Source organism: Streptomyces sp. NPDC048734 (genome assembly GCF_043198675.1).
Classification (GTDB): Bacteria; Actinomycetota; Actinomycetes; order Streptomycetales; family Streptomycetaceae; genus Streptomyces.
In genome coordinates this window covers 737670-756406 of record NZ_JBICUZ010000001.1, presented here as the reverse complement: position 1 = coordinate 756406, position 18737 = coordinate 737670, and the positions used below count along the sequence as shown (strand labels likewise).

Sequence of the window (18737 nt, the reverse complement as noted above, 5' to 3'; positions counted from 1 at the left end):
GGCGGCGGCCCCCCGATCCCCGGGGGCCGTCGCCTCACGCATGTCCAGCACGGTTTCCCAAAGCGCCTTTGCCGGTCACCGCCGGGTGTATCGGGCCACCGTGTAAGCAGTTGGACCGGTGAGCCCTCAGGGTGGCCGTGGACGAAGGACTGCACGGTCTCGCGCAGCGCTACTACGTCAAGGCCCTGGAACTGGCGGGCGCTGCCGAGGACCACCTGACGTACTGCACCACCCTGCGAGGTATGAGCGTCCAGGCTGTCGACCTTCACCACGGGGCAAAGGCCACGGAACTGGCCGATGCCGCTGCCGCCGCCTCCCCGAAAGCCGGCCCCCGGATGCTGGCCTTCCTCGTCGGCCAGCAGGCACACGCCGCCGCGCGGACCGGCGACCGCACCGGCGCGCTGCGCTGTATCAGGGAGGCCGAGGCGGCCATGGACCGCGCCGAGTCACGCGGCACGGCGTTCGGCTCGTACGACCCCTCTTCGCTCAACTACCACGTCAGCCAGGTCCGTTACGAACTCGGCGACAAGGCGGGAGCCGTCGAAGCCATGCAACGAACGGACCGGCTTCGCCCCAGCTCCTACCAACGCTCCCGGGTACACCGTCGCGGCCTACCGGCCGAGAGACAGCTGGAACTCGGCCACCTGGAAGCGGCCTGTGCAACCTGGCACCAGGCCCTCGACGACTACCCCAAGGTGCAGTCCGGCCGCGCCGACGACCGCGTGAAGTCGATGTTCGGCCTCTTGCGCCCTCACCTGAAGAACCCGGTGGCCCGCGACCTCTACGACCGAGCACGGACGATCGCGCCGCCGTCGCTGGTCGCCTGATCCTGAACGGGCTGAAGCATCGGAAGCTGCGGCCGTCGAGGCCCGCCTGCAGATAGCCCGAACTGACCCGGACCCGGCCCCGTTCAGGTACGTTCCGCCCCTTCCCTCTCCGGTTCCACCCGGCGGCCCTCCCCCGGGGGCGGCGCCTTCGCCGCCCCCGCCCGCGGTCCCTGCAGCAGGTACGCCAGTCCGAAGCCGGCGAGGACGACGACGGCGCCGCCCGCCGCGTCGAGGACCCAGTGGTTGCCGGTGGCCACGATCGCGGAGGCCGTGAAGAGGGGGTGCAGGAGGCCGAGGGCCTTCATCCACCCCTTCGGGGCGACGATCGCGATCACCATGCCGCACCACAGGGACCAGCCGAAGTGCAGGGAGGGCATCGCCGCGTACTGGTTGGTCAGGGAGGTCAGCGTGCCGTAGTCGGGCTGGGTGAAGTCCTGCACGCCGTGGACGGTGTCGACGACGCCGAGGCCGGGCATCAGGCGCGGCGGGGCCAGCGGGTAGAGCCAGAAGCCGACGAGGGCGAGCAGGGTCGCGAGGCCGAGGGAGGAGCGGGCCCAGCGGTAGTCCACGGGGCGGCGCCAGTAGAGGACGGCCAGCACCGACAGCGGGACCGCGAAGTGGAACGACGTGTAGTAGAAGTCGAAGAAGTCGCGGAGCCGGCCGATCTCGACGACCGCGTGGTTGGCCCAGAGCTCGATGTCGATGCGGAGGAAGCGCTCGATGTCGAGGATCTGCCGGCCGTGGGCCTCCGCCCGCTGCCGTCCGCCCGAGATCGTGCCGCCCGTCGCCGCCAGCCGGACCTGCTGGTACGCCGCGTAGGTGACGCGGATGAGCAGCAGTTCCAGGAGGAGGTTGGGGCGGGTGAGGACCCGGCGCGGGAACGGCGGCGGGACGCGTTTCCAGCGGGCCGGGACGGGGGCGGCGTACTCCGTCGGGACCGGGGTGCGGTGGTACGGGGAGGTGCGCGGCAGGAAGGGCACGACCGTCGCGGCGGCCAGCGCGGTCAGCAGGACGACGTTGTCGCGCAGGGGGTACAGGGCCGCCATGTCGGGCAGCATCATCGTCGCCGGGAGGGTCATGACCAGGACGACGGCGACCGGCCAGACGTAACGGTCCGAGGCCCGCCTGCCGACCCGGCCGACCACCGCAGGCAGGAGCCACAGGAGCTGGTGCTGCCAGGTCGTCGGGGACACGGCGATGGCGGCACAGCCGGTGATCGACACCGCGAGCAGGAGCTGGCCGTCGCGGGCGTACCGCACCGCCCGGCGGACGCCGAGGACGGCCACGGCCGCGCCCAGCGTCAGGAACAGCGCGATCTCCGGCGGACCGGACAGGCCGAGGCGCAGCAGGGCGCCGTGCAGGGACTGGTTGCCGAGGGCGTCCGCCTCGCCGCCGAGGCCCGCGCCGGCCATGTGGTGGACCCAGTAGGTGTACGAGTCGTGCGGCATCGCCGCCCAGGCGAGCAGCGTGCAGGCCAGGAACGACGCGCCCGCGGTCGCGGCGGCCCGGCGCCGGCCGGTGAACCACAGCAGCGGGGCGAACAGCAGGACGGTCGGCTGCAGGGCCGACGCCAGGCCGATCAGCGCGCCGCCCGCGTGCCGTCCCCGCACGACGAAGCAGCCGAGCAGGACGAGCAGGACGGGGATGATGCTGGTCTGGCCGAGCCAGAGGGTGTTGCGGACGGGCAGGGACAGCATCAGCAGGCTGATCGCGACGGGCGCGGCCAGCAGCGAGGTGCGTCTGCTCACCGGCTGCGGCAGGGCCCGCGCGACGACCAGGCCGAGCGCGACGACCAGCAGCAGGGTGCCGAAGGTCCAGCCCCAGCCGAGGGCCTGTTCGGCCGCCCGGGTGAGGGGCTTGAGGACGAGTCCCCCGAACGGGGTGCCGGTGAAGCGTGTCGAGTCGTAGAGCGAACCGTTGACGTGCAGGACGCCGTCGGGTCCGACCCAGGTCTCCAGGTCCGTCAGCCGCTCTCCGCGCGGGGGGCCGAGGACGACGGCCACCTGCCGGACGGCGAGGACGGCCGCGACCAGCCAGAGGCCGAGGCGGGCCACGCGCAGGCGTGCTCCCGCCGTGCCGGCCGCGGTCGCTCCGAAGGGTTTCGCCGGTTGCCCGCTGTGCTCCGCATTCGCCACGCCTCGTAGGCCTCCCGCCCCGTAGGTCCCACGCGTTCCCTCGTGGGGTCGCTTCACGAGCACTCCTCACCCACCCTATGAGGCTCGCGGCACCCCCCGACGAAGACGCGGGCCGTCCCGCCTTCACCTGACGTCCGTTCTCCTTTTGTCCGGAAGACGATAGTGCGCGGGGCGGGGGCCGAGCCCGCGGGCCGCGTGGTGATCCGCCGGGCCGGACCGGGCGACGGGGGCCGGTGAGGGCGCTGACCGGCCGGTTCCCGCCGCCGCCGGTCCCGCGGGGTCCGGGCGGACGGGAACTCGGGCGCGGTGCGCGGCGTTGACGAACTGATCAGCGTTTCCGACGAGTGCCGTCGTGACCGGGAGGCAGAGCGCATGGACGAGTCGCGGATCATGGACGGGTCGCGGATCTGGGACGCCGTCGACGCCTACGTCACCGCCCACCTCGCCCCGGACGACGAGGTGACCGCGGCCGCGCTGCGCGACAGCGAGGCGGCCGGGCTGCCGGGGGTCAACGTCACGGCGAACCAGGGCAAGCTGCTCCAGCTCCTCGCGGAGATCCAGGGCGCCCGCACCGTCCTGGAGATCGGCACACTCGGCGGGTACAGCACCATCTGGCTGGCCAGGGCGCTCCCGGCCGACGGCCGGCTCGTCTCCCTGGAGTACAGCCCGAGGCACGCGGAGGTCGCCGTACGCAACATCGCGCGGGCGGGCCTCGACCAGCGGGTCGAGGTCCGGGTGGGCGCGGCCCTGGACTCGCTGCCGCTGCTGGCGGACGAGAACCCGCCGCCCTTCGACCTGGTCTTCATCGACGCGGACAAGGTCAACAGCGCCCGCTACGTGGAGTGGGCGCTGCGACTCACCCGCGCCGGCAGCCTGATCGTCGTCGACAACGTCGTACGGGACGGCCGGGTGGTGGACGCGGACAGCGACGCGGAGGACGTGCGGGGCAGCCGCGAGGCGCTCGAACTCATCGGCGCGCACCCGAGGTTGAGCGGTACGGCGATCCAGACGGTGGGCGCCAAGGGCTACGACGGCTTCGCCCTGGCACGCGTGCTGGCGTGAGCCCTGGATCCCCGCCCCGGACCTCCGCCCCGCCTTCCGCCCCCGGCTCCTCCGGACCGGTGGGATCAGGCCCCGCCCTCAGGCCTCGTGGTAGAAGCCCACGTTGACGCTGCGCGGGCCGGTGCGGTCCGTGATGACGATCTCCCCGTTGCCGCCCCGCGGGAGCTGCACGATCCCGCCGTAGGCGATGGTCTGGGCGTACTCGCCGACCACCAGCCGGACCTCGGAGGACGGGTCCGGCTGGGAGCCGCGCAGCCAACTGACCTGCCAGACGCCCTCGGGGCCGCACAGGAACTCCAGGTGGACCCGGGAGACGAACAGCCACTCCTCGGGCGTGACGAGGCGGCACACGGACTTGTCCCGCCCCACCCGCAGCACGGCGCCCGGCTCGCTGGGCGCGTCAGCCATGAGCATGCCGGCCGTGGCACCCTCTTCCGTCCCGGAGACGGTGGCCATGGTGAGTTCGAGCACGTGCGCTCCTCAAGAGATGTCTGTCCGACGGCGTCCGAACTGTGCGTGCACAGCCGCCGCATACTAAATCGCCCGGCCCCGCCGCGTCCGGCACAATGGACGCATGACCGAGCGAAAGCCACCCGGCGTCCCGTTCGAGTCCTGGGTCGACAAGCAGATCCAGGACGCGGAGCGGCGCGGTGAGTTCGATCAACTTGCCGGCGCGGGAAGACCGTTGGACCCGGAGCTCGAGAGCCCCTACGACGAACTGTGGTGGGTCAGGCGCAAGATGGCACGTGAGGGACTCTCGGTCCTGCCTCCCGCGCTGGCCCTGCGCAAGGAGGCGGAGGACGCCCTGGCCGCGGCGTACGCGGCGCCGTCGGAGCGGACCGTCCGGAAGATCGTCACGGATGTCAACGTCAAGCTCCGCGACATGATGTTCAAGCCGCCGCCCGGCCCCCCGCTGGGCATGAAGCCGTACGACGTCGAAGAGGTCGTACGGCAGTGGCGGGAGCGCCGGGCGGCGGCCGGGGACGGCTAGGGTCTTTCGTCCGGATCCGGCCGGGCTCCGGCCTGATCCGGACGAAGGACCCTCCGGCTCCAGAGGAGGGACCCCGGGGAGTCCCGGCCGCTACAGGTGCAGCAGCCGGTCCGTCAGTTCGCGGTAGTCCCGCAGGGCCAGCCGCAGCTGCTCGGTGTCGGCGGTCCCGGCGGTCTCGGCGGCCGCGCCCTTCTTGCCGTCCGCGAGCTGCCAGGAGCCGCGCAGGGTGCGGCGGCGGCTGTTCACGGCGTCGGTGAAGCGGGCGGCGAGTTCCTCCAGGACCTGGTCGGCCTCCTCGACCGCGTCACGGGGCCGGTCCACGAACCCGGCGACCGCGTGCCGCATCCGCTCGGAGAGCTTGTCGCACTCGTCGTGCGGGAGCAGCGAGGCGCCGTCGGCGTCGTGGACGCCATGAGCGGCACCGGTGCCCCGGGAGGTGCCGTGGGTGCCGTGAGGGGCGCCGGTACCCCGGGAGGTGCCGAAGCCACCGCTGTCCTCGACGGCCCCGGCCGGAACGCCGCCGGACGCGGCGGCCCGCGGGTCCCGGTCACCGGTGACCGGGTCCACGGACGGGTTGGCGGAGGGACTGACGGCCGGGTCGGCGGGCTCGGCCGCCGGGCTCCGCGTCCCCTGCCCCCGCCCTTGTCCCAGCCCCTGTCCCTGCGCCCGCCCCTGTTCCGTTCCCGGTCCCGGCTCCTGGCCGTACCCCTGGCTCTCCCCCAGCGGTACGACTCGAGGCTGCTCCTGCTCCTGCGCCGCGCGGCGGTACTCGCCGCCGGAAGTCACGTCGGCCATGCCTGTTCACCCCTCCTTGGTCTGGTGCCGGTGGAAGCCCGGCAGGTGGATCCCGGAGCCGCCCTCGTGGCGCGCGGCCCGCCGGTCCTCCGTGGGCCGGGTCGTCGTCAGTGCCCGGTGGCGGCCCTCGCCCACCAGGTCGTCGAAGAGGGCGCGGGCCTCGACCATGGCGGCCCGCAGGTCCTCGGTGCCGGGGGCCTCGCCGCCCCGCGCGCCGCCGTCCTGGTGGAAGCGGGTGACGTGGTGCACGTGGCGGTAGCCCTGCACGTGGTCGGCGTGGTGCACGGCGAGCGCGGCGACCTGCTCGTCGTACTGTCCGCCGTCCGGGTAGCCGCGGGCGCCGGCGGCCTCGGACAGGATCCGGTCCGCCTCGGCGACCGCCTCGCGCGGGGAGTCGACGAAGCGCTCCTGGGCCGCGGCCCAGCGGGCTTCGAACCGCTCACGCTCGGCGGGCTCCAACGGCCGCTCCCGCAGCCCGCCGTGACGCTCCACCAGACCGCCGAGTTCCCGCTCGGCCGCCTTGACGTCCCCGCCGTGCCGAGCCACGGCCCGGTCGTACTCGGGCCCGAAGCGGCGCTTCAGGCCCCGTCCTCCATGTGACGACCCTCGGGCCCGTACGGCCAGGACGGCCGCGACGGCGAGGACGGCCGCCACGATCACGATCAGAGCGATGATCACGCCTGTGGACATGGTTGCCTTCCGGTGTTTCGGCCCCTCGGGCCGGCTCACAGTCCGGGTTGCCCGGACCGCGGCGGACAAACGGCATCCGTGTCGTGCCGGGCGCGCCGGACGGACGGGAGAGGCGGGACCCCCCGTCGTCCCGGCAGCGCGTATCCGGTTGCGCGCCCGGCGGCGCCGGGCACCTCGGCCGAAGCAGGCGGCTCAACTGAACCGGGCGCCTCGGTCGAAGCAGGCGACTCAGCTGAAGCGGGTCACCGGGCGTTCTCCGTGCGGCTGTTCGCGGTCGGAGCCGCACAGTTCGTCGTTCAGCTCCTTCACCAGCTGCGTCAGGTCGGTGGGGCGGTCCGGGCCCCACCAGTCGCCGAGCAGTTCGGCCAGCGACTCCTCGCGGGCCCGCGAGAGACGTTCGGCGGCCTCGCGGCCCTCGTCGGTCGGCACCAGGTCGAGGCCCTCGCGCACGGCGAGCCGGCGTTCCTCTATCTGCCGGACGGCCTCCAGGATCACGGGCAGCGGGACGGGGCCGCGTTCGGCGAGCCGGCTCGGCTCGACGCTGCCGTGGCGCTTCATCCGCAGCAGCATCCAGCTCGTGGCGGGCAGCAGGTCGTAGCCGGCCCGTTCGGTGATCGTCCGGTAGATCTCTCGGCGGCCCTCGCGGGTGCCGAGGACGGACAGGGCCCGGCAGACCTCGTCGTGCGAGGAGCGCTCGACCGGGTTGCTGGCCAGCGTCTCCGTGACGTCCGGCGCGGTGACCGAGGCGCGCAGCGGGTCCTCCTTGAGGAACCAGGCGAGGACGAAGCCGAGGACGGCGACCGGGGCGGCGTACAGGAAGACGTCCGTGATGGACGAGGCGTAGGCGTGCAGGACCGGTGGGCGCAGTGCGGCCGGCAGGTCGGCGATGACGCGCGGGTCGGCCTCCAGCGCGTCGAGGGACACGGCGGGCGGGAGGTCGACGCCCCGGAAGGCGTCGGCGAGCTTGTCGCCGAGGCGGGTCGTGAAGAGCGTGCCGAAGACGGCGACGCCGAAGGAGGCTCCGATGGAGCGGAAGAAGGTCGCGCCGGAGGTGGCGACGCCGAGGTCCTCGTAGGAGACGGCGTTCTGCACGATGAGGACCAGGACCTGCATCACCAGACCGAGCCCCGTGCCGAAGACGAAGAAGAACGCGCTCATCTCGGCCGTGGAGCTGTTCTCGTCGAGCTGGTGCAGCAGGAGCAGCCCGACGGCCGTCACGGCGGTGCCGGTGACCGGGAACACCTTCCAGCGGCCGGTGCGGCTGACGATCTGCCCCGACGCCGTCGACGCCAGCAGCAGACCGGCCACCATCGGCAGCATGTGCACGCCGGACAGGGTGGGCGAGACGCCCTGGACGACCTGGAGGAAGGTCGGCAGGTAGGTCATCGCGCCGAACATCGCGAAGCCGACGATGAAACTGATCACCGCGGACAGCGTGAAGGTGCGGATGCGGAACAGTTTGAGCGGCAGGACGGGTTCCGCGGCCCTGCGTTCCACGGCCACGAACACGACGGCCAGGACGACGCCCAGCACCGCGAGTCCGACGATCTGCGGCGAGCCCCAGGCCCAGGTGGTGCCGCCCAGGGAGGCCACCAGCACCAGGGAGGCGGCGACCGAGGCGATGAGGAAGGTGCCGAGGTAGTCGATGACGTGCTTGGTCGACCTGCGCGGGATGTGCAGGACGGCCGCGATGACGCCGAGCGCGACGACGCCGAGCGGGAGGTTGACGTAGAAGACCCAGCGCCAGCTCAGGTGCTCGGTGAAGAGGCCGCCCAGGAGGGGGCCGAGGACGCTGGTCGTGCCGAAGACCGCGCCGAACAGGCCCTGGTAGCGGCCGCGTTCACGGGGCGGGACGATGTCGCCGACGATCGCCATCGACAGCACGATCAGTCCGCCGCCGCCCAGGCCCTGCAGCGCGCGGAAGCCGATGAGCTGCGGCATGTTCTGCGCCGTCCCGCACAGCGCCGAGCCGATCAGGAAGATCACGATGGCGATCTGGAACAGCGTCTTGCGCCCGTACTGGTCGCCCAGCTTGCCCCACAGCGGGGTCGCGGCGGTCGATGCCAGCAGATAGGCCGTGACCACCCAGGAGAGGTGGTCCAGGCCGCCCAGGTCGCTGACGATCGTGGGCAGCGCCGTCGACACGATCGTCTGGTCGAGGGCGGCGAGCAGCAGGCCGAGCAGCAGCGCGCCGATCGACACGAGGACGTTGCCGGGCACGTGCTCCTGGCGGGGATCCCCCGTCAGGGCCTGCGCGTCCAAGGCCATGGATGCCTCCTGCAGCTCGCGTGGACCTCTCCATGGTGATCGCTGTGTCCCGTTATGGCCTGTCGAGTCCTGCCGGAACCTTCCGTTCCGGGGGTGGCGGACAGCCGGTTGTGTGGAGGATCTGCATAATCCTTGGAGTTTGGATGGGGAGGGGCGAACGGGTGAACGATCCGACGGACGGGCAGGGGCGACCGGGGGAACCGGTGCGGCCGCAGCGGCACGGGCATCCGTGTCCGCGGTGCGGTGCGCCCAGGGCGGCGGACAACACCCCGTCCTGCGCCTGCGCGCGGCAGGCCTCCGACGCCCTGCGCGACACCCGTGAGGCGGAGGTGGCGGCGGCGGAGGACTTCGATCCCCTGCGGATACGGCCGTACGTGGAACTCGGGCAGGGAACCGGAGCCGGAGCCGGGTCCGACGCCCGCCCGGAGGCCGGGGAGGCGGCGGCCGGTGACGCGACGATGCCGTTGCCGACGGCCGCCGTGCCCGACGGGATCGCCGTGTCCGACGCGACGATGCCCCTGCGGGCCGTCCCCCCGTCCGCCACGGCTCCGGTGCCGACACCGCTCGCGCCGTCCGGCTCCGTGCCCAGCGACACCGACCTGAGCCTGTTCGAGGCGGGCGGGGAGACCGGGGGCGGCCCGTACGACGACGGGGCCCCGCGCGGACGCCGGCGCCGCACGCTGCTGATCGCGTCCACCGGCGCCGCCGTCGCCGTGATCGCCGCGGCCGGGTTCGCGAGCGGGATGTTCTCCTACGAGCCGCCGGCCCGGGACCAGGCCGCCCCCGAGGGGGTCCGGGCGGCCGTTCCCGACACCTCGACCAGCGCGCCCCCGGCGTCGCCGTCCACGAGCCGGTCCGCGTCCCCCTCGGCGTCGAGCGCCTCGCCGTCGCCCTCCGAGAGCGCCTCCCCGTCGCCCTCCGCCACGGAGTCGAGCGCCTCCCCGTCACCCTCCCGCACCACCGAGCCGAGCCCGAGCGCGTCGGCCACCCAGGCCACGCCGTCCCTGGCCCCGGGGGACGGGGCCGACGGCGGCAGCGACGAAGCGACCGTCCTGCGCCGCGGGGACCGGGGACCGGAGGTGACCGAACTCCAGCTGCGGCTGCGGCAGGTGTACCTCTACAACGACGAGGCGAACGGGGTGTTCAGCAACCGGGTCGAGGACGCCCTGCGCAACTACCAGTGGTCGCGGGGCATCCAGGGTGACGAACTCGGCACGTACGGGGCGACGACCCGGACACGGCTGGAGTCGGAGACGAAGGAACCCTGAGGACCCGTCCGGCGACGGGCGGCCGGACAGGGCCGCGCGGCCTCCGGTGCCGGCGCCGGCTTCAGCGGGGGCGTCAGCACGGGTGCCGGTACGGGGACATCAGTACGGGCGTCGCCGGGGTTCGCGACCGCCGGTTCTCCGTGTCGGCCCCGTGAGGGGCACCGCCCCCGGTCCCCCGGAGCGCGCGCCGCCGCACGGGGCGGGTCGCCCCGGGGGGTCCGCCCGCCTCACCCCACGTGGATCCGCACCTCGGTCCCGGCCGCTTCCACCCGCACGCCCGTCAGGTCCTCCACCACCGCGTCCGGCCGGTGCGCGACCGCCCGCGGCCCGACGCCCACCACCCGCATGCCCGCGGCGCGCCCCGCCGCGATGCCCGCCCCGGAGTCCTCGAACACCACGCACTGCGCCGGGTCCACGCCCAACTCGGCCGCGCCCTTCAGGAAACCCTCGGGGTCCGGCTTGCTCGCGCCGACCGATTCCGCGGTGACGCGGATCTCCGGCAGGGGCAGGCCCGCCGCGGCCATGCGCGCCGTCGACAGGGGGGCGTCCGCCGAGGTGACCAGGGCGTGCGGGACGCCGCGCAGGGCGGCGAGGAAGCCGGGGGCGCCGGGGACGGGGACGACGCCGTCCAGGTCGGCGGTCTCCTCCGCGAGCATCCGGGCGTTGTCGGCGAGGTTCTGCTCCATGGGGCGGTGAGGCAGCAGGACGGCCATCGACGCGTGCCCCTGGCGGCCGTGGACGACCTTCATGACCTCGTCGCCGTCGAGCCCGTGCCGCTCGGCCCAGCGCCGCCAGACGCGTTCCACGACGGCGTCGGAGTTCACGAGGGTGCCGTCCATGTCGAGGAGGAGGGCACGGGCGGTCAGGACGGTGGGGGACACGGCGGCCGGCATCGGCGACTCCCAGTGCGGACGGGCACGTGCGCGGGCACGCGGGGAACAAGGCGGCCCCGCCCGCCGGTCAGGGAGAACGGGCGGGAGCCACTTTGTTTCCTCACGGTACAAAACTGTCGGGCCCTCGCGCCAGCCGCCCCCGGGAAGGTTCACCGTCCGTTCAGCTCCGCGCGGGTCTCAGCCGGTGGCCGCCTCCCACAGGCTCCACACCCCGAGGCCCAGCATCAGCGCCGCCGCGATCCTGGTGATCAGCTTCAGCGGCACCCGCTTCATCAGGGCCTTTCCGCCGACGATGCCGAGCCCAGCCACCGACCACAGCGCCAGCACCGCACCGAGACCGACGGAGAGCGGGTCGTCGTAGCGGGCGGCGAGGTTGGCCGTCATGATCTGCGTCAGGTCGCCGAACTCGGCGACGAGGATGAGCATGAAGCCGGCCCCCGAGACCTTCCAGAAGGACTGGTTCTCGGGCTTGCGGATCTCCTCGTCGTCCTCGTGCTTGTTCCTGAGCAGCACGGCCGCGCCGCCCAGGAACAGCACGCCGGTCAGCACGTGCAGGATCTGCTGCGGCAGCAGGGTCAGCACACTGCCGGCCGCGACGGCGAGCGTGACGTGCAGCGCGAAGGCCGCGGCGACACCGGCGAAGACGTACGAGGCGCGGTAGCGGGTGCCGAGGACGAGGCCGGCGAGGGCGGTCTTGTCCGGCAGTTCGGCGAGGAAGACGACGCCGAAGACGAGCGCCGTCACGGTCAGGCTGATCAAGGGTCCTCAATCGGTCGGGGGCCGCCCCACCGAGAGTGCTGCTTCCTTCGCGCAGGACGCCTCGGCACGGCAGCACACGTCTGCTCCGTGCCGTACGGCACGGAGGTGCACTGCTTGCCGAAGGTCTCGCTGGCCGACCGCGGAACGGTCCGCCTCCGGGCGCCGGCTCAGACGAGCTGAGCAGTATGTCGACGGTCCGGCGAAGAGCTACTCCCCTTCTGCGCCGTCCATGGTACGCGACCCTCGCACCGGCCCCCGGGGCCGGGCCGCCGGACCGAAAGTCCCGCCACACACCTTGCAGTGTCATGTCCACGTCACTAACTTCTTACCGCGCGCACACCTCCCCGCAACGCGGCCCCGCGAGCATTCCCTCGCTCGCACCGCAACACCCCCACCCCTCAAGGGAGTTCGCATGTCACGCATGTCGAAGGTCTACGCGCGTCGACGGGTCAGCATACTCGCGGCGCTCTCCGGACTGATAGCCTCCGTCGCCCTGTTCAACTCCCCGAGCGCCTCCGCCGCCCTCCCCACCCCGGTCAGCGCCGCCACCGCCCGCACCTACCTCGCCTCGCTCACCGTGACGGCCGAGGACCGCACCGGCTACGACCGCGACCTGTTCCCGCACTGGATCACCCAGTCCGGCACCTGCAACACCCGCGAGGTCGTCCTCAAGCGCGACGGCACCAACGTCGTCCAGGACTCCGCCTGCGCCGCCACCAGCGGCAGCTGGTACTCCGTGTACGACGGCGCCACCTGGACCGCCGCCTCCGACCTCGACATCGACCACCTGGTGCCGCTCGCCGAGGCCTGGGACTCCGGCGCCGACGGCTGGACCACCGCCCGCCGCCAGGCCTTCGCCAACGACCTCACCCGCCCGCAGCTCATCGCGGTCACCGACAACGTCAACCAGGCCAAGGGCGACCAGGACCCCGCCACCTGGATGCCCTCGCGCACGGCCTACCGCTGCACGTACGTCCGCGCCTGGGTCCAGGTGAAGTACTACTACGGCCTCTCCGTGGACTCCGCCGAGAAGAGCGCCCTCACCAGCCACCTCGCGAGCTGCTGATCCGGAAATCCGTGCGGAAATCTCCCCGTCCTCCTCCGGCGTTCCGTACCGTACGGGACGACGGAGGAGGCGATCACGTGGCCGAACTACGGCTGGGACCCCTGCTGAGGTACGCCGACGGCACGTCCGCGACGGTCTGGATCGAGGCGAGCCGTCCGTGCTCCGCCGAGGTGCGGTGCGCGGACGGTTCCGGCGGCACGGCCCGCACCTTCCGGGTGGCGGACCACCACTACGCCCTGATCCCGGTCACCGGCCTCACGCCGGGCACGGCCACCTCGTACGAGGTGTTCCTCGACGACACGCGCGCGTGGCCGCCCCCCGACTCGCGCTTCCCGCCCTCGGCCATCCGCACCCCGGCCGGCGACGCGGACGTGACGGTGGCCTTCGGGTCCTGCCGGTGGGCGTCGCCCCCGGCCGGCGAGCACGACCCGGTGGGACCCGACGCCCTGGACAGCCTGGCGGAGCGGATCGCCGCCGACCCGGAGGGCGAGCGGCCCGACGTCCTGCTGCTGCTCGGCGACCAGGTCTACGCGGACGAGACCTCGGACGCCACCGGGGAGCGCATCGCGGCCCGCCGCGACCCGGACGAACCGCCGGGCAGGCAGGTGGCCGACTACGAGGAGTACACCTGGCTGTACTACGAGTCCTGGCTCGACCCGACGGTGCGCTGGCTGCTGTCCACCGTGCCCAGCTGCATGATCTTCGACGACCACGACGTCATCGACGACTGGAACACCTCCGCCGCGTGGTTGGCCGACATGCGGGCCACCGACTGGTGGCACGAGCGGATCCTGAGCGGCCTGATGTCGTACTGGGTGTACCAGCACCTCGGGAACCTCTCCCCCGCCGCCCTGGCGGCCGACCCGCTCTACGCGGCCGTCCGGGACACCTCCGACGCCACCGGCCTCGTACGCGACTTCGCCCGCCGGGCCGACAGCGAACCCGCCTCGGTGCGCTGGAGCTACCGGCGCGACTTCGGACGGGTGCGGCTGTTGATGGTGGACTCACGGGCCGCCCGGGTCCTGAAGGAGGACGAGCGCTCCATGCTCGACCCGGGCGAGGCCGCCTGGGTGCGCGAACAGGCCCTGGACGCGCCGGGGTCGTACGACCACCTCCTGGTCGGCACCTCGCTGCCCTGGCTGCTGCCGCACCTGGTGCACGACGCGGAGGCGTGGAACGCGGCCCTGTGCCGGGGTGAACGCGGGCCGCGCTGGGCGCGGTTCGGGGAGAAGGTGCGGCGGGCGGCGGACCTGGAGCACTGGGCGGCGTTCCCGGAGTCCTTCGCCGACCTGACCGGCCTGCTGGCCGAGGTGGGCACGGGACCGCAGGCGCCGGCGAGCGTGCTCGTGCTGTCCGGGGACGTGCACCACGCCTACGTGGCCGAGACGCGCTGGCCCGGCGACGCCCCCGACGCGCGGGTGCTGCAACTCACCTGCTCCCCGGTCCACAACTCCATCCCCCGGTCGATGAGACTGGGCTTCCGTTTCGGGTGGAGCGCCCTCGCCCGCGCGCTCGGGCGCCGCTTCCGGCGGCACGGGCGCTCGCCGCGGCCGCCCGTGGACTGGCGCAGGACCGGTGGCCCCTGGTTCGGCAACCAGCTGATGACGCTGACGCTGCGCGGACGCTCGGCCCGGCTGCGGCTGGAACAGGCCCGTGAGGGCGAAGGGCTCGCCCTCGTGACGGAGTCCGAACTGACCTCCCGGTAAAGGTCGCCCGGCCGTCACCGCGCGGCGGCGCCGGAGACGGCGCCACCGGCGGAATCCAAGCCATGGCCAAATGTTGAACTTGCAAGCATCATCGAGGTCCGCCTAGCGTAGGTCACTCGTTCGGTACCGCCGTCCCCACGCGGCCTGCCCGCCCCACGGCACGCCGCACGTCCGCCACCGAAGGAGTACCCCTCACATGTCCGCTCGTCTCGACAGCGCACAGCCGTACGCGATCGGCCTGTTCCGCATCGTCGTCGGCCTGCTCTTCGCCTGCCACGGCGCCGCCTCGCTCTTCGGCGTCCTCGGCGGAGCGGCCGGCACCGACGGCGGCACCGTCGACGCCGGCACCTGGCCCGGCTGGTACGCGGCCGTGATCCAGCTGGTCTGCGGCAGCCTGGTGCTGCTCGGCCTCGGCACCCGGGCCGCCGCCTTCCTCGCCTCGGGCTCGATGGCGTACGCGTACTTCGACGTCCACCAGCCGACGGCGCTGTGGCCGATGGAGAACGGCGGCGAGGCCTCCGCCATGTTCTGCTGGGCCTTCCTGCTCCTGGTGTTCACCGGCTCCGGCGCGCTCGGCGTGGACCGGCTGTTCGCCCGGCGCGCGGCCTCGGACCGGAAGTCGGCCACCGAGCAGGCCACCGTCGCCGCCTGACCTCGCGCGCACCCCGGCCGGCGGGCGCGCACCCCGGCCCGCGGGGAGCGCGCCCGCGGCGCGTACGGACCGCACTCGTGTGAACACGTCGTGGTGAACACACGAGCCCCCCGTGAAGCTCCTGTCACACCTCGGGCGTACGCTGTATGGCTGTCATTGGCCGCACCTGCCGCTCCCCCGCGACACAGCGGCACGGTTCGGCCGCACGGGGGAGACGACGGGGAGTTCCGCGGTGTTCGAGAGTGTGGGGGCGTTGATCGGCGCCCCATGGATCTACGCGTTGGTGGCCCTGTCGGTCCTCCTTGACGTGTTCCTGCCGGTGCTGCCCAGCGGCGTGCTCGTCATCACGGCGGCGACGGCCGCGGCCGCGGGATCGGGGGCGGCGACCGGGCGGCTGCCGCACGAGGTGCCCGACATCCTCGCGCTGATCCTCTCCGCGGCGACCGCCTCCGTCCTCGGCGATCTGGCCGCCTACCGCCTCGCCCGGCGCGGCGGGGCACGGCTGGACCGCGCGATCTCCCGTTCCCGGCGGCTGACCACCGCGCAGGAACGTCTCGGCCGGGCCATCGCCGAGGGCGGCGGCGCGCTCGTCGTCCTGGCCAGGTTCGCACCGGCCGGCCGGTCCGTCGTCTCACTCATCGCGGGCGCCGCACAGCGCCGCGTCCGCGACTTCCTGCCCTGGTCCGCCCTGGCCGGTCTCTCCTGGGCCGCCTACAGCGTCGCCCTCGGCTACTTCGGCGCGCACTGGCTCGGGGCGACCTGGCTGGCGGCGGGGGTGTCCTTCCTGGCCCTGTTCGCCGCGGGCTCGGGAGCGGCGTACCTGATGCGCCGGCAGCCGGCGTAGCCGCCGGGGGCCCGGCCCTCGACCTCCCCCAGGGGCACCCCCGGACGGGCCGGGTCGGCGTGCCGGCACCGGGAGCACCGGCCGTCCCGCGGCCGCCCGCCCCCGCGACGACACGGGCGGGCACCGGAGTTCCCGGCCGGGCGAAGCCGGGAGGGGGAGGCGGCCGTCGGCGCCGGGACACGTGAAGCACCCGGCGGGACAGCCCTCCCCGCACGGTCACCGCCCGTCCCGACCGCAGCACCGCCGCGGCCCCGGCCCCGGCGCGGCACGGCCGACCCGCACGGTCACCGCCCGGCCGCAGGCCACCACGCCCCCGGCGCAGCCGCCCCTCGCACGGTCACCACCCGTCCCGACCGCAGCACCGCCGCGGCCCCGGCCCCGGCGCGGCGCGGCCGACCCCGCACGGTCACCGCCCGGCGCGACGCGGTCGACCCCCGAGGTCAGCCCCCGCCCGGCGCGGCCGCGCGTGGCGCGGCTCCGCGTACCTCCAGCCCGGCCAGCAGTTCCGCCGTGGCCCCGGCCACGGCCTCCACCGCCCGGTCGAAGACCTCACGGTTGTGCGGGGCCGGCGCCCGGAAGCCGGACACCTTGCGCACGTACTGGAGGGCGGCGGCCCTGATCTCGTCCTCCGTGGCCTCCTCGGGCAGCGCGGGCGGACGAAGCGTCTTGATACTCCGGCACATGCCCCCAGTCTCGCCCCACCCGGCCCGATCCGTCGCCCCTTCCCCCCTCCCCCGCCTCCTGCCATGATCACCCCGAGGCGGCCACCGGGTCCGGGGCCGACCGACGAGAGGAACAGCGGCACCATGACGAACAAGCTCACTCTGGCGATCCTCGGCCCCGGCGGCATCGGCGGTCTCCTCGCCGGGCTCCTGTCCCGCGCCGGCCACCGCGTGATCTGCCTGGCCGGCGAGGACACGGCCACCCGTCTGCGCACCCACGGCGTACGGGTGCGCAGCGCGCGGTTCGGCGACTTCACCGCGCCCGTCGCGGCGGACACCGCACTCGGCACTCCCGTCGACGCCGTCCTGATCACCGTCAAGCACACCGCCCTCGACGCGGCACTGGCCCGCGTCCCGGCCGCGGCCGTCGGCGACGCCCTTCTCGTGCCGTTCCTCAACGGCGTCGAGCACCCGGCGTCCCTGCGCGCCCGGTACGGTCCGGAGTCGGTAGCCCCGGCCGTCATCCGCGTCGAGTCCACGCGCGTCGCCGCGGGCGTGATCGAGCACACCAGCCCCTTCGCGGAGATCGACCTCACCGGCGACCGGGTCCCCCGCCCGCGACTCGACGGCCTCGCGCGGGCGCTGTCGGAGGCCGGCCCGACGACCCGGGTCCTGCCGGACGAGACGGCCGCGCTCTGGGCGAAGATGGCGTTCCTCGCCCCCTTCGCCCTCCTGACGACCCGTCACGCACTGCCCCTCGGCGAGGTCCGGACGCGTCATCGCGAGGACCTGACCGCCCTGGTCGCGGAGACGGCCGCGGTGAGCCGCGCCTGCGGCGCCCCCGCCGACCCGGCGGCGGCACTCGCCCGCTACGACGCCTTCCCGGCGGCCACCAGGTCGTCCATGCAGCGCGACGCGGAGGCCGGCCGCCCCCTGGAACTGGACTCGATCGGCGGGGCGTTGCTCCGCGCGGCCGAGCTTCACGGGGTGCCGGTGCCGGTGGCGGCGCGCCTGGTGGGGGAGTTGCGGGAAGCGGGCCAGTGACCGAGGTCGACGTACCAGTCGTTGGACGTGATCCAGTGCCCCTTCGGGTATTCGAAGTCGAACCGGCCGAGCAGGGTGAACCCCGCCCTGCGGCACACCCCGTTGGAGGCGGGGTGGTCCACGGCCGGGAAGGCGTGCAGGGTCCGGGGCCCACCGGTGTCCCGCGCGCCCTGCCGGACGACCTCGACGACCGCACGGGCCGCCCGCGCGGCCAGCCCCCGGCCCTGGAACTCGGGCAGCACTGCCCATCCCGTCTCCCAGACCGGCTCCCCCTGCCAGGGCCGCTCCCAGTAGCCGATCGACCCGACGGTCTCGCCGCTCCCGGCCAGTGCGACCCGGTACATCCGCCCCGAGTCCAGCTCCAGGTAACGCCGGTGACGGGCGATCAGTTGCGCCGCCGACTCGGGGCCGCCCAGATGACCGGTCATCTCCGGGCTGTTGTTCCGCTCCAGCAGCCAGAGGTCGCCCTCCGCCCAAGGAACCAACCGCACTTGCCGCTCCTGCCGCACACCGGTGACGTCCATGCCGCCACCGTAGGACAGGGGTCCGACAGTGCCCCCTGGTTCATTCGAACGGATGAACCACCCTGGGAAACTCGCGACTCAAAATCGAACAGGCGTACCATTGCCGTGTGGCTACGACCTATGAATTTCCCAGCGACCTGCGCGCCGGTCAGGAGGAGCTGCATCAGGTCCGCACCGAGCTGTCGGCCCTGCTGAAGCGGCTGCCCTGGTCGGTCGAGCCGCTGGACGGCTTCAGCGACGACGGCGGCTGGCGCAAGGTGGAGCGCCCCGCCTCCCCCGGCTGGACGGCCGACGAGCAGGCCGAGGTGGAGAAGCTCCGCCGGCGCGAGCACGAGCTGGCCGTGTTCGTGTCCGGCCACCGCTTCTGGGCGGAGGTGGCCGCCGCCGACCGCGTGGAGGCCCGCATGCGCCTCAAGCACGCCCACGAGGCCCCGCCCGACGAGGAGGCCTGACCGGCGGGGTGCGGCGCGCGCCCGTGACGTGGGGGGGGGGGGCCCCGGCCCCCCCCCCCCCCCCGCGCCCCCCCCGGGGGGGGGGGGGGGGGGGGGGGG

Annotated in this window: 18 protein-coding genes and 1 pseudogene; 10 read left to right on the top strand and 9 right to left on the bottom strand. The window is 73.8% G+C overall.

Going from position 1 to position 18737, the window contains the following annotated elements; translation table 11 throughout:
* Window positions 1-131 precede the first annotated feature (131 nt).
* Window positions 132-827, top strand: a pseudogene (locus tag ACGFQC_RS03305) (transcriptional regulator); the annotation flags it as partial.
* Between the two features lie 83 nt (window positions 828-910).
* Here ACGFQC_RS03305 and ACGFQC_RS03300 read toward each other — a convergent pair.
* The gene (locus ACGFQC_RS03300) at window positions 911-2962 is read right to left on the bottom strand and encodes a bifunctional glycosyltransferase 87/phosphatase PAP2 family protein (protein WP_363087010.1); all 2052 of its coding nucleotides are present in this window, start codon (window positions 2960-2962) and stop codon (window positions 911-913) included.
* A gap of 390 nt (window positions 2963-3352) precedes the next feature.
* Here ACGFQC_RS03300 and ACGFQC_RS03295 point away from each other — a divergent pair, with 390 nt between their 5' ends.
* Window positions 3353-4024, top strand: coding sequence for an O-methyltransferase (locus ACGFQC_RS03295; protein WP_363087361.1), 672 nt, complete (start codon window positions 3353-3355; stop codon window positions 4022-4024).
* A gap of 78 nt (window positions 4025-4102) precedes the next feature.
* Here ACGFQC_RS03295 and ACGFQC_RS03290 read toward each other — a convergent pair whose 3' ends face one another.
* Entirely contained in the window at window positions 4103-4495 is a 393-nt protein-coding gene (locus ACGFQC_RS03290; protein ID WP_363087009.1) for a hypothetical protein, read from the bottom strand.
* A 103-nt stretch (window positions 4496-4598) separates the two neighbouring features.
* Between ACGFQC_RS03290 and ACGFQC_RS03285 the strand changes: the two genes are divergently transcribed.
* A complete protein-coding gene (locus tag ACGFQC_RS03285; protein WP_363087008.1) occupies window positions 4599-5015 on the top strand; it encodes a DUF1992 domain-containing protein in 417 nt (138 codons plus the stop codon).
* A 90-nt stretch (window positions 5016-5105) separates the two neighbouring features.
* Here ACGFQC_RS03285 and ACGFQC_RS03280 read toward each other — a convergent pair whose 3' ends face one another.
* The 3 genes from ACGFQC_RS03280 to ACGFQC_RS03270 form a co-directional block, all read right to left on the bottom strand.
* Window positions 5106-5810 carry a hypothetical protein gene (locus tag ACGFQC_RS03280; RefSeq protein ID WP_363087007.1) on the bottom strand — a complete coding sequence of 235 codons (705 nt, stop codon included), beginning with the start codon at window positions 5808-5810 and terminating at the stop codon, window positions 5106-5108.
* A 6-nt stretch (window positions 5811-5816) separates the two neighbouring features.
* Window positions 5817-6500, bottom strand: coding sequence for a hypothetical protein (locus ACGFQC_RS03275; protein ID WP_363087006.1), 684 nt, complete (start codon window positions 6498-6500; stop codon window positions 5817-5819).
* Between the two features lie 228 nt (window positions 6501-6728).
* Window positions 6729-8768 (bottom strand): MDR family MFS transporter, encoded by a 2040-nt coding sequence (locus ACGFQC_RS03270; protein ID WP_363087005.1) that lies wholly within the window; start codon window positions 8766-8768, stop codon window positions 6729-6731.
* A 161-nt stretch (window positions 8769-8929) separates the two neighbouring features.
* On the opposite strand from ACGFQC_RS03270, the gene ACGFQC_RS03265 reads away from it, so the two are divergent.
* Entirely contained in the window at window positions 8930-10036 is a 1107-nt protein-coding gene (locus ACGFQC_RS03265) for a peptidoglycan-binding domain-containing protein (protein WP_363087004.1), read from the top strand.
* A 227-nt stretch (window positions 10037-10263) separates the two neighbouring features.
* Here ACGFQC_RS03265 and ACGFQC_RS03260 read toward each other — a convergent pair whose 3' ends face one another.
* The gene (locus ACGFQC_RS03260) at window positions 10264-10929 is read right to left on the bottom strand and encodes an HAD-IA family hydrolase (RefSeq protein WP_363087003.1); all 666 of its coding nucleotides are present in this window, start codon (window positions 10927-10929) and stop codon (window positions 10264-10266) included.
* Window positions 10930-11106: 177 nt separating this feature from the next.
* Complete coding sequence (locus ACGFQC_RS03255; RefSeq protein ID WP_363087002.1) at window positions 11107-11688, bottom strand: TMEM165/GDT1 family protein; 582 nt, start codon at window positions 11686-11688, stop codon at window positions 11107-11109.
* Between the two features lie 421 nt (window positions 11689-12109).
* Here ACGFQC_RS03255 and ACGFQC_RS03250 point away from each other — a divergent pair, with 421 nt between their 5' ends.
* The 4 genes from ACGFQC_RS03250 (at window position 12110) to ACGFQC_RS03235 (ending at window position 15956) form a co-directional block, all read left to right on the top strand.
* On the top strand, window positions 12110-12754 hold the full coding sequence (locus ACGFQC_RS03250) for an HNH endonuclease family protein (protein ID WP_363087360.1): 645 nt from the start codon (window positions 12110-12112) through the stop codon (window positions 12752-12754).
* A 77-nt stretch (window positions 12755-12831) separates the two neighbouring features.
* On the top strand, window positions 12832-14460 hold the full coding sequence (locus ACGFQC_RS03245) for an alkaline phosphatase D family protein (protein ID WP_363087001.1): 1629 nt from the start codon (window positions 12832-12834) through the stop codon (window positions 14458-14460).
* A 196-nt stretch (window positions 14461-14656) separates the two neighbouring features.
* Complete coding sequence (locus ACGFQC_RS03240) at window positions 14657-15112, top strand: DoxX family protein (protein WP_363087000.1); 456 nt, start codon at window positions 14657-14659, stop codon at window positions 15110-15112.
* Between the two features lie 232 nt (window positions 15113-15344).
* Window positions 15345-15956 carry a VTT domain-containing protein gene (locus ACGFQC_RS03235; protein ID WP_363086999.1) on the top strand — a complete coding sequence of 204 codons (612 nt, stop codon included), beginning with the start codon at window positions 15345-15347 and terminating at the stop codon, window positions 15954-15956.
* A gap of 440 nt (window positions 15957-16396) precedes the next feature.
* Here ACGFQC_RS03235 and ACGFQC_RS03230 read toward each other — a convergent pair whose 3' ends face one another.
* Complete coding sequence (locus ACGFQC_RS03230) at window positions 16397-16639, bottom strand: DUF2277 domain-containing protein (protein WP_363086998.1); 243 nt, start codon at window positions 16637-16639, stop codon at window positions 16397-16399.
* Window positions 16640-16762: 123 nt separating this feature from the next.
* Between ACGFQC_RS03230 and ACGFQC_RS03225 the strand changes: the two genes are divergently transcribed.
* Entirely contained in the window at window positions 16763-17662 is a 900-nt protein-coding gene (locus ACGFQC_RS03225; protein ID WP_363086997.1) for a 2-dehydropantoate 2-reductase, read from the top strand.
* On the opposite strand, the gene ACGFQC_RS03220 is transcribed toward ACGFQC_RS03225, so the two are convergent.
* Window positions 17599-18186 (bottom strand): GNAT family protein, encoded by a 588-nt coding sequence (locus ACGFQC_RS03220; RefSeq protein WP_363086996.1) that lies wholly within the window; start codon window positions 18184-18186, stop codon window positions 17599-17601. The two genes, ACGFQC_RS03225 and ACGFQC_RS03220, sit on opposite strands and share 64 nt — an antisense overlap.
* Before the next feature lie 107 nt (window positions 18187-18293).
* Here ACGFQC_RS03220 and ACGFQC_RS03215 point away from each other — a divergent pair, with 107 nt between their 5' ends.
* Window positions 18294-18638 carry a hypothetical protein gene (locus ACGFQC_RS03215; RefSeq protein ID WP_363086995.1) on the top strand — a complete coding sequence of 115 codons (345 nt, stop codon included), beginning with the start codon at window positions 18294-18296 and terminating at the stop codon, window positions 18636-18638.
* The last annotated feature ends 99 nt before the right edge of the window (window positions 18639-18737 follow it).

Excerpts from the sequence above, each read along its gene's own strand:
- ACGFQC_RS03295 (WP_363087361.1), top strand. The coding sequence starts at position 3,353 with ATGGACGGGTCGCGGATCTGGGACGCCGTCGACGCCTACGTCACCGCC.
- ACGFQC_RS03280 (WP_363087007.1), bottom strand. The coding sequence starts at position 5,810 with ATGGCCGACGTGACTTCCGGCGGCGAGTACCGCCGCGCGGCGCAGGAG.
- ACGFQC_RS03225 (WP_363086997.1), top strand. The coding sequence starts at position 16,763 with ATGACGAACAAGCTCACTCTGGCGATCCTCGGCCCCGGCGGCATCGGC.
- ACGFQC_RS03285 (WP_363087008.1), top strand. The coding sequence starts at position 4,599 with ATGACCGAGCGAAAGCCACCCGGCGTCCCGTTCGAGTCCTGGGTCGAC.
- ACGFQC_RS03230 (WP_363086998.1), bottom strand. The coding sequence starts at position 16,639 with ATGTGCCGGAGTATCAAGACGCTTCGTCCGCCCGCGCTGCCCGAGGAG.
- ACGFQC_RS03275 (WP_363087006.1), bottom strand. The coding sequence starts at position 6,500 with ATGTCCACAGGCGTGATCATCGCTCTGATCGTGATCGTGGCGGCCGTC.
- ACGFQC_RS03270 (WP_363087005.1), bottom strand. The coding sequence starts at position 8,768 with ATGGCCTTGGACGCGCAGGCCCTGACGGGGGATCCCCGCCAGGAGCAC.
- ACGFQC_RS03250 (WP_363087360.1), top strand. The coding sequence starts at position 12,110 with ATGTCGAAGGTCTACGCGCGTCGACGGGTCAGCATACTCGCGGCGCTC.
- ACGFQC_RS03260 (WP_363087003.1), bottom strand. The coding sequence starts at position 10,929 with ATGCCGGCCGCCGTGTCCCCCACCGTCCTGACCGCCCGTGCCCTCCTC.
- ACGFQC_RS03240 (WP_363087000.1), top strand. The coding sequence starts at position 14,657 with ATGTCCGCTCGTCTCGACAGCGCACAGCCGTACGCGATCGGCCTGTTC.
- ACGFQC_RS03220 (WP_363086996.1), bottom strand. The coding sequence starts at position 18,186 with ATGGACGTCACCGGTGTGCGGCAGGAGCGGCAAGTGCGGTTGGTTCCT.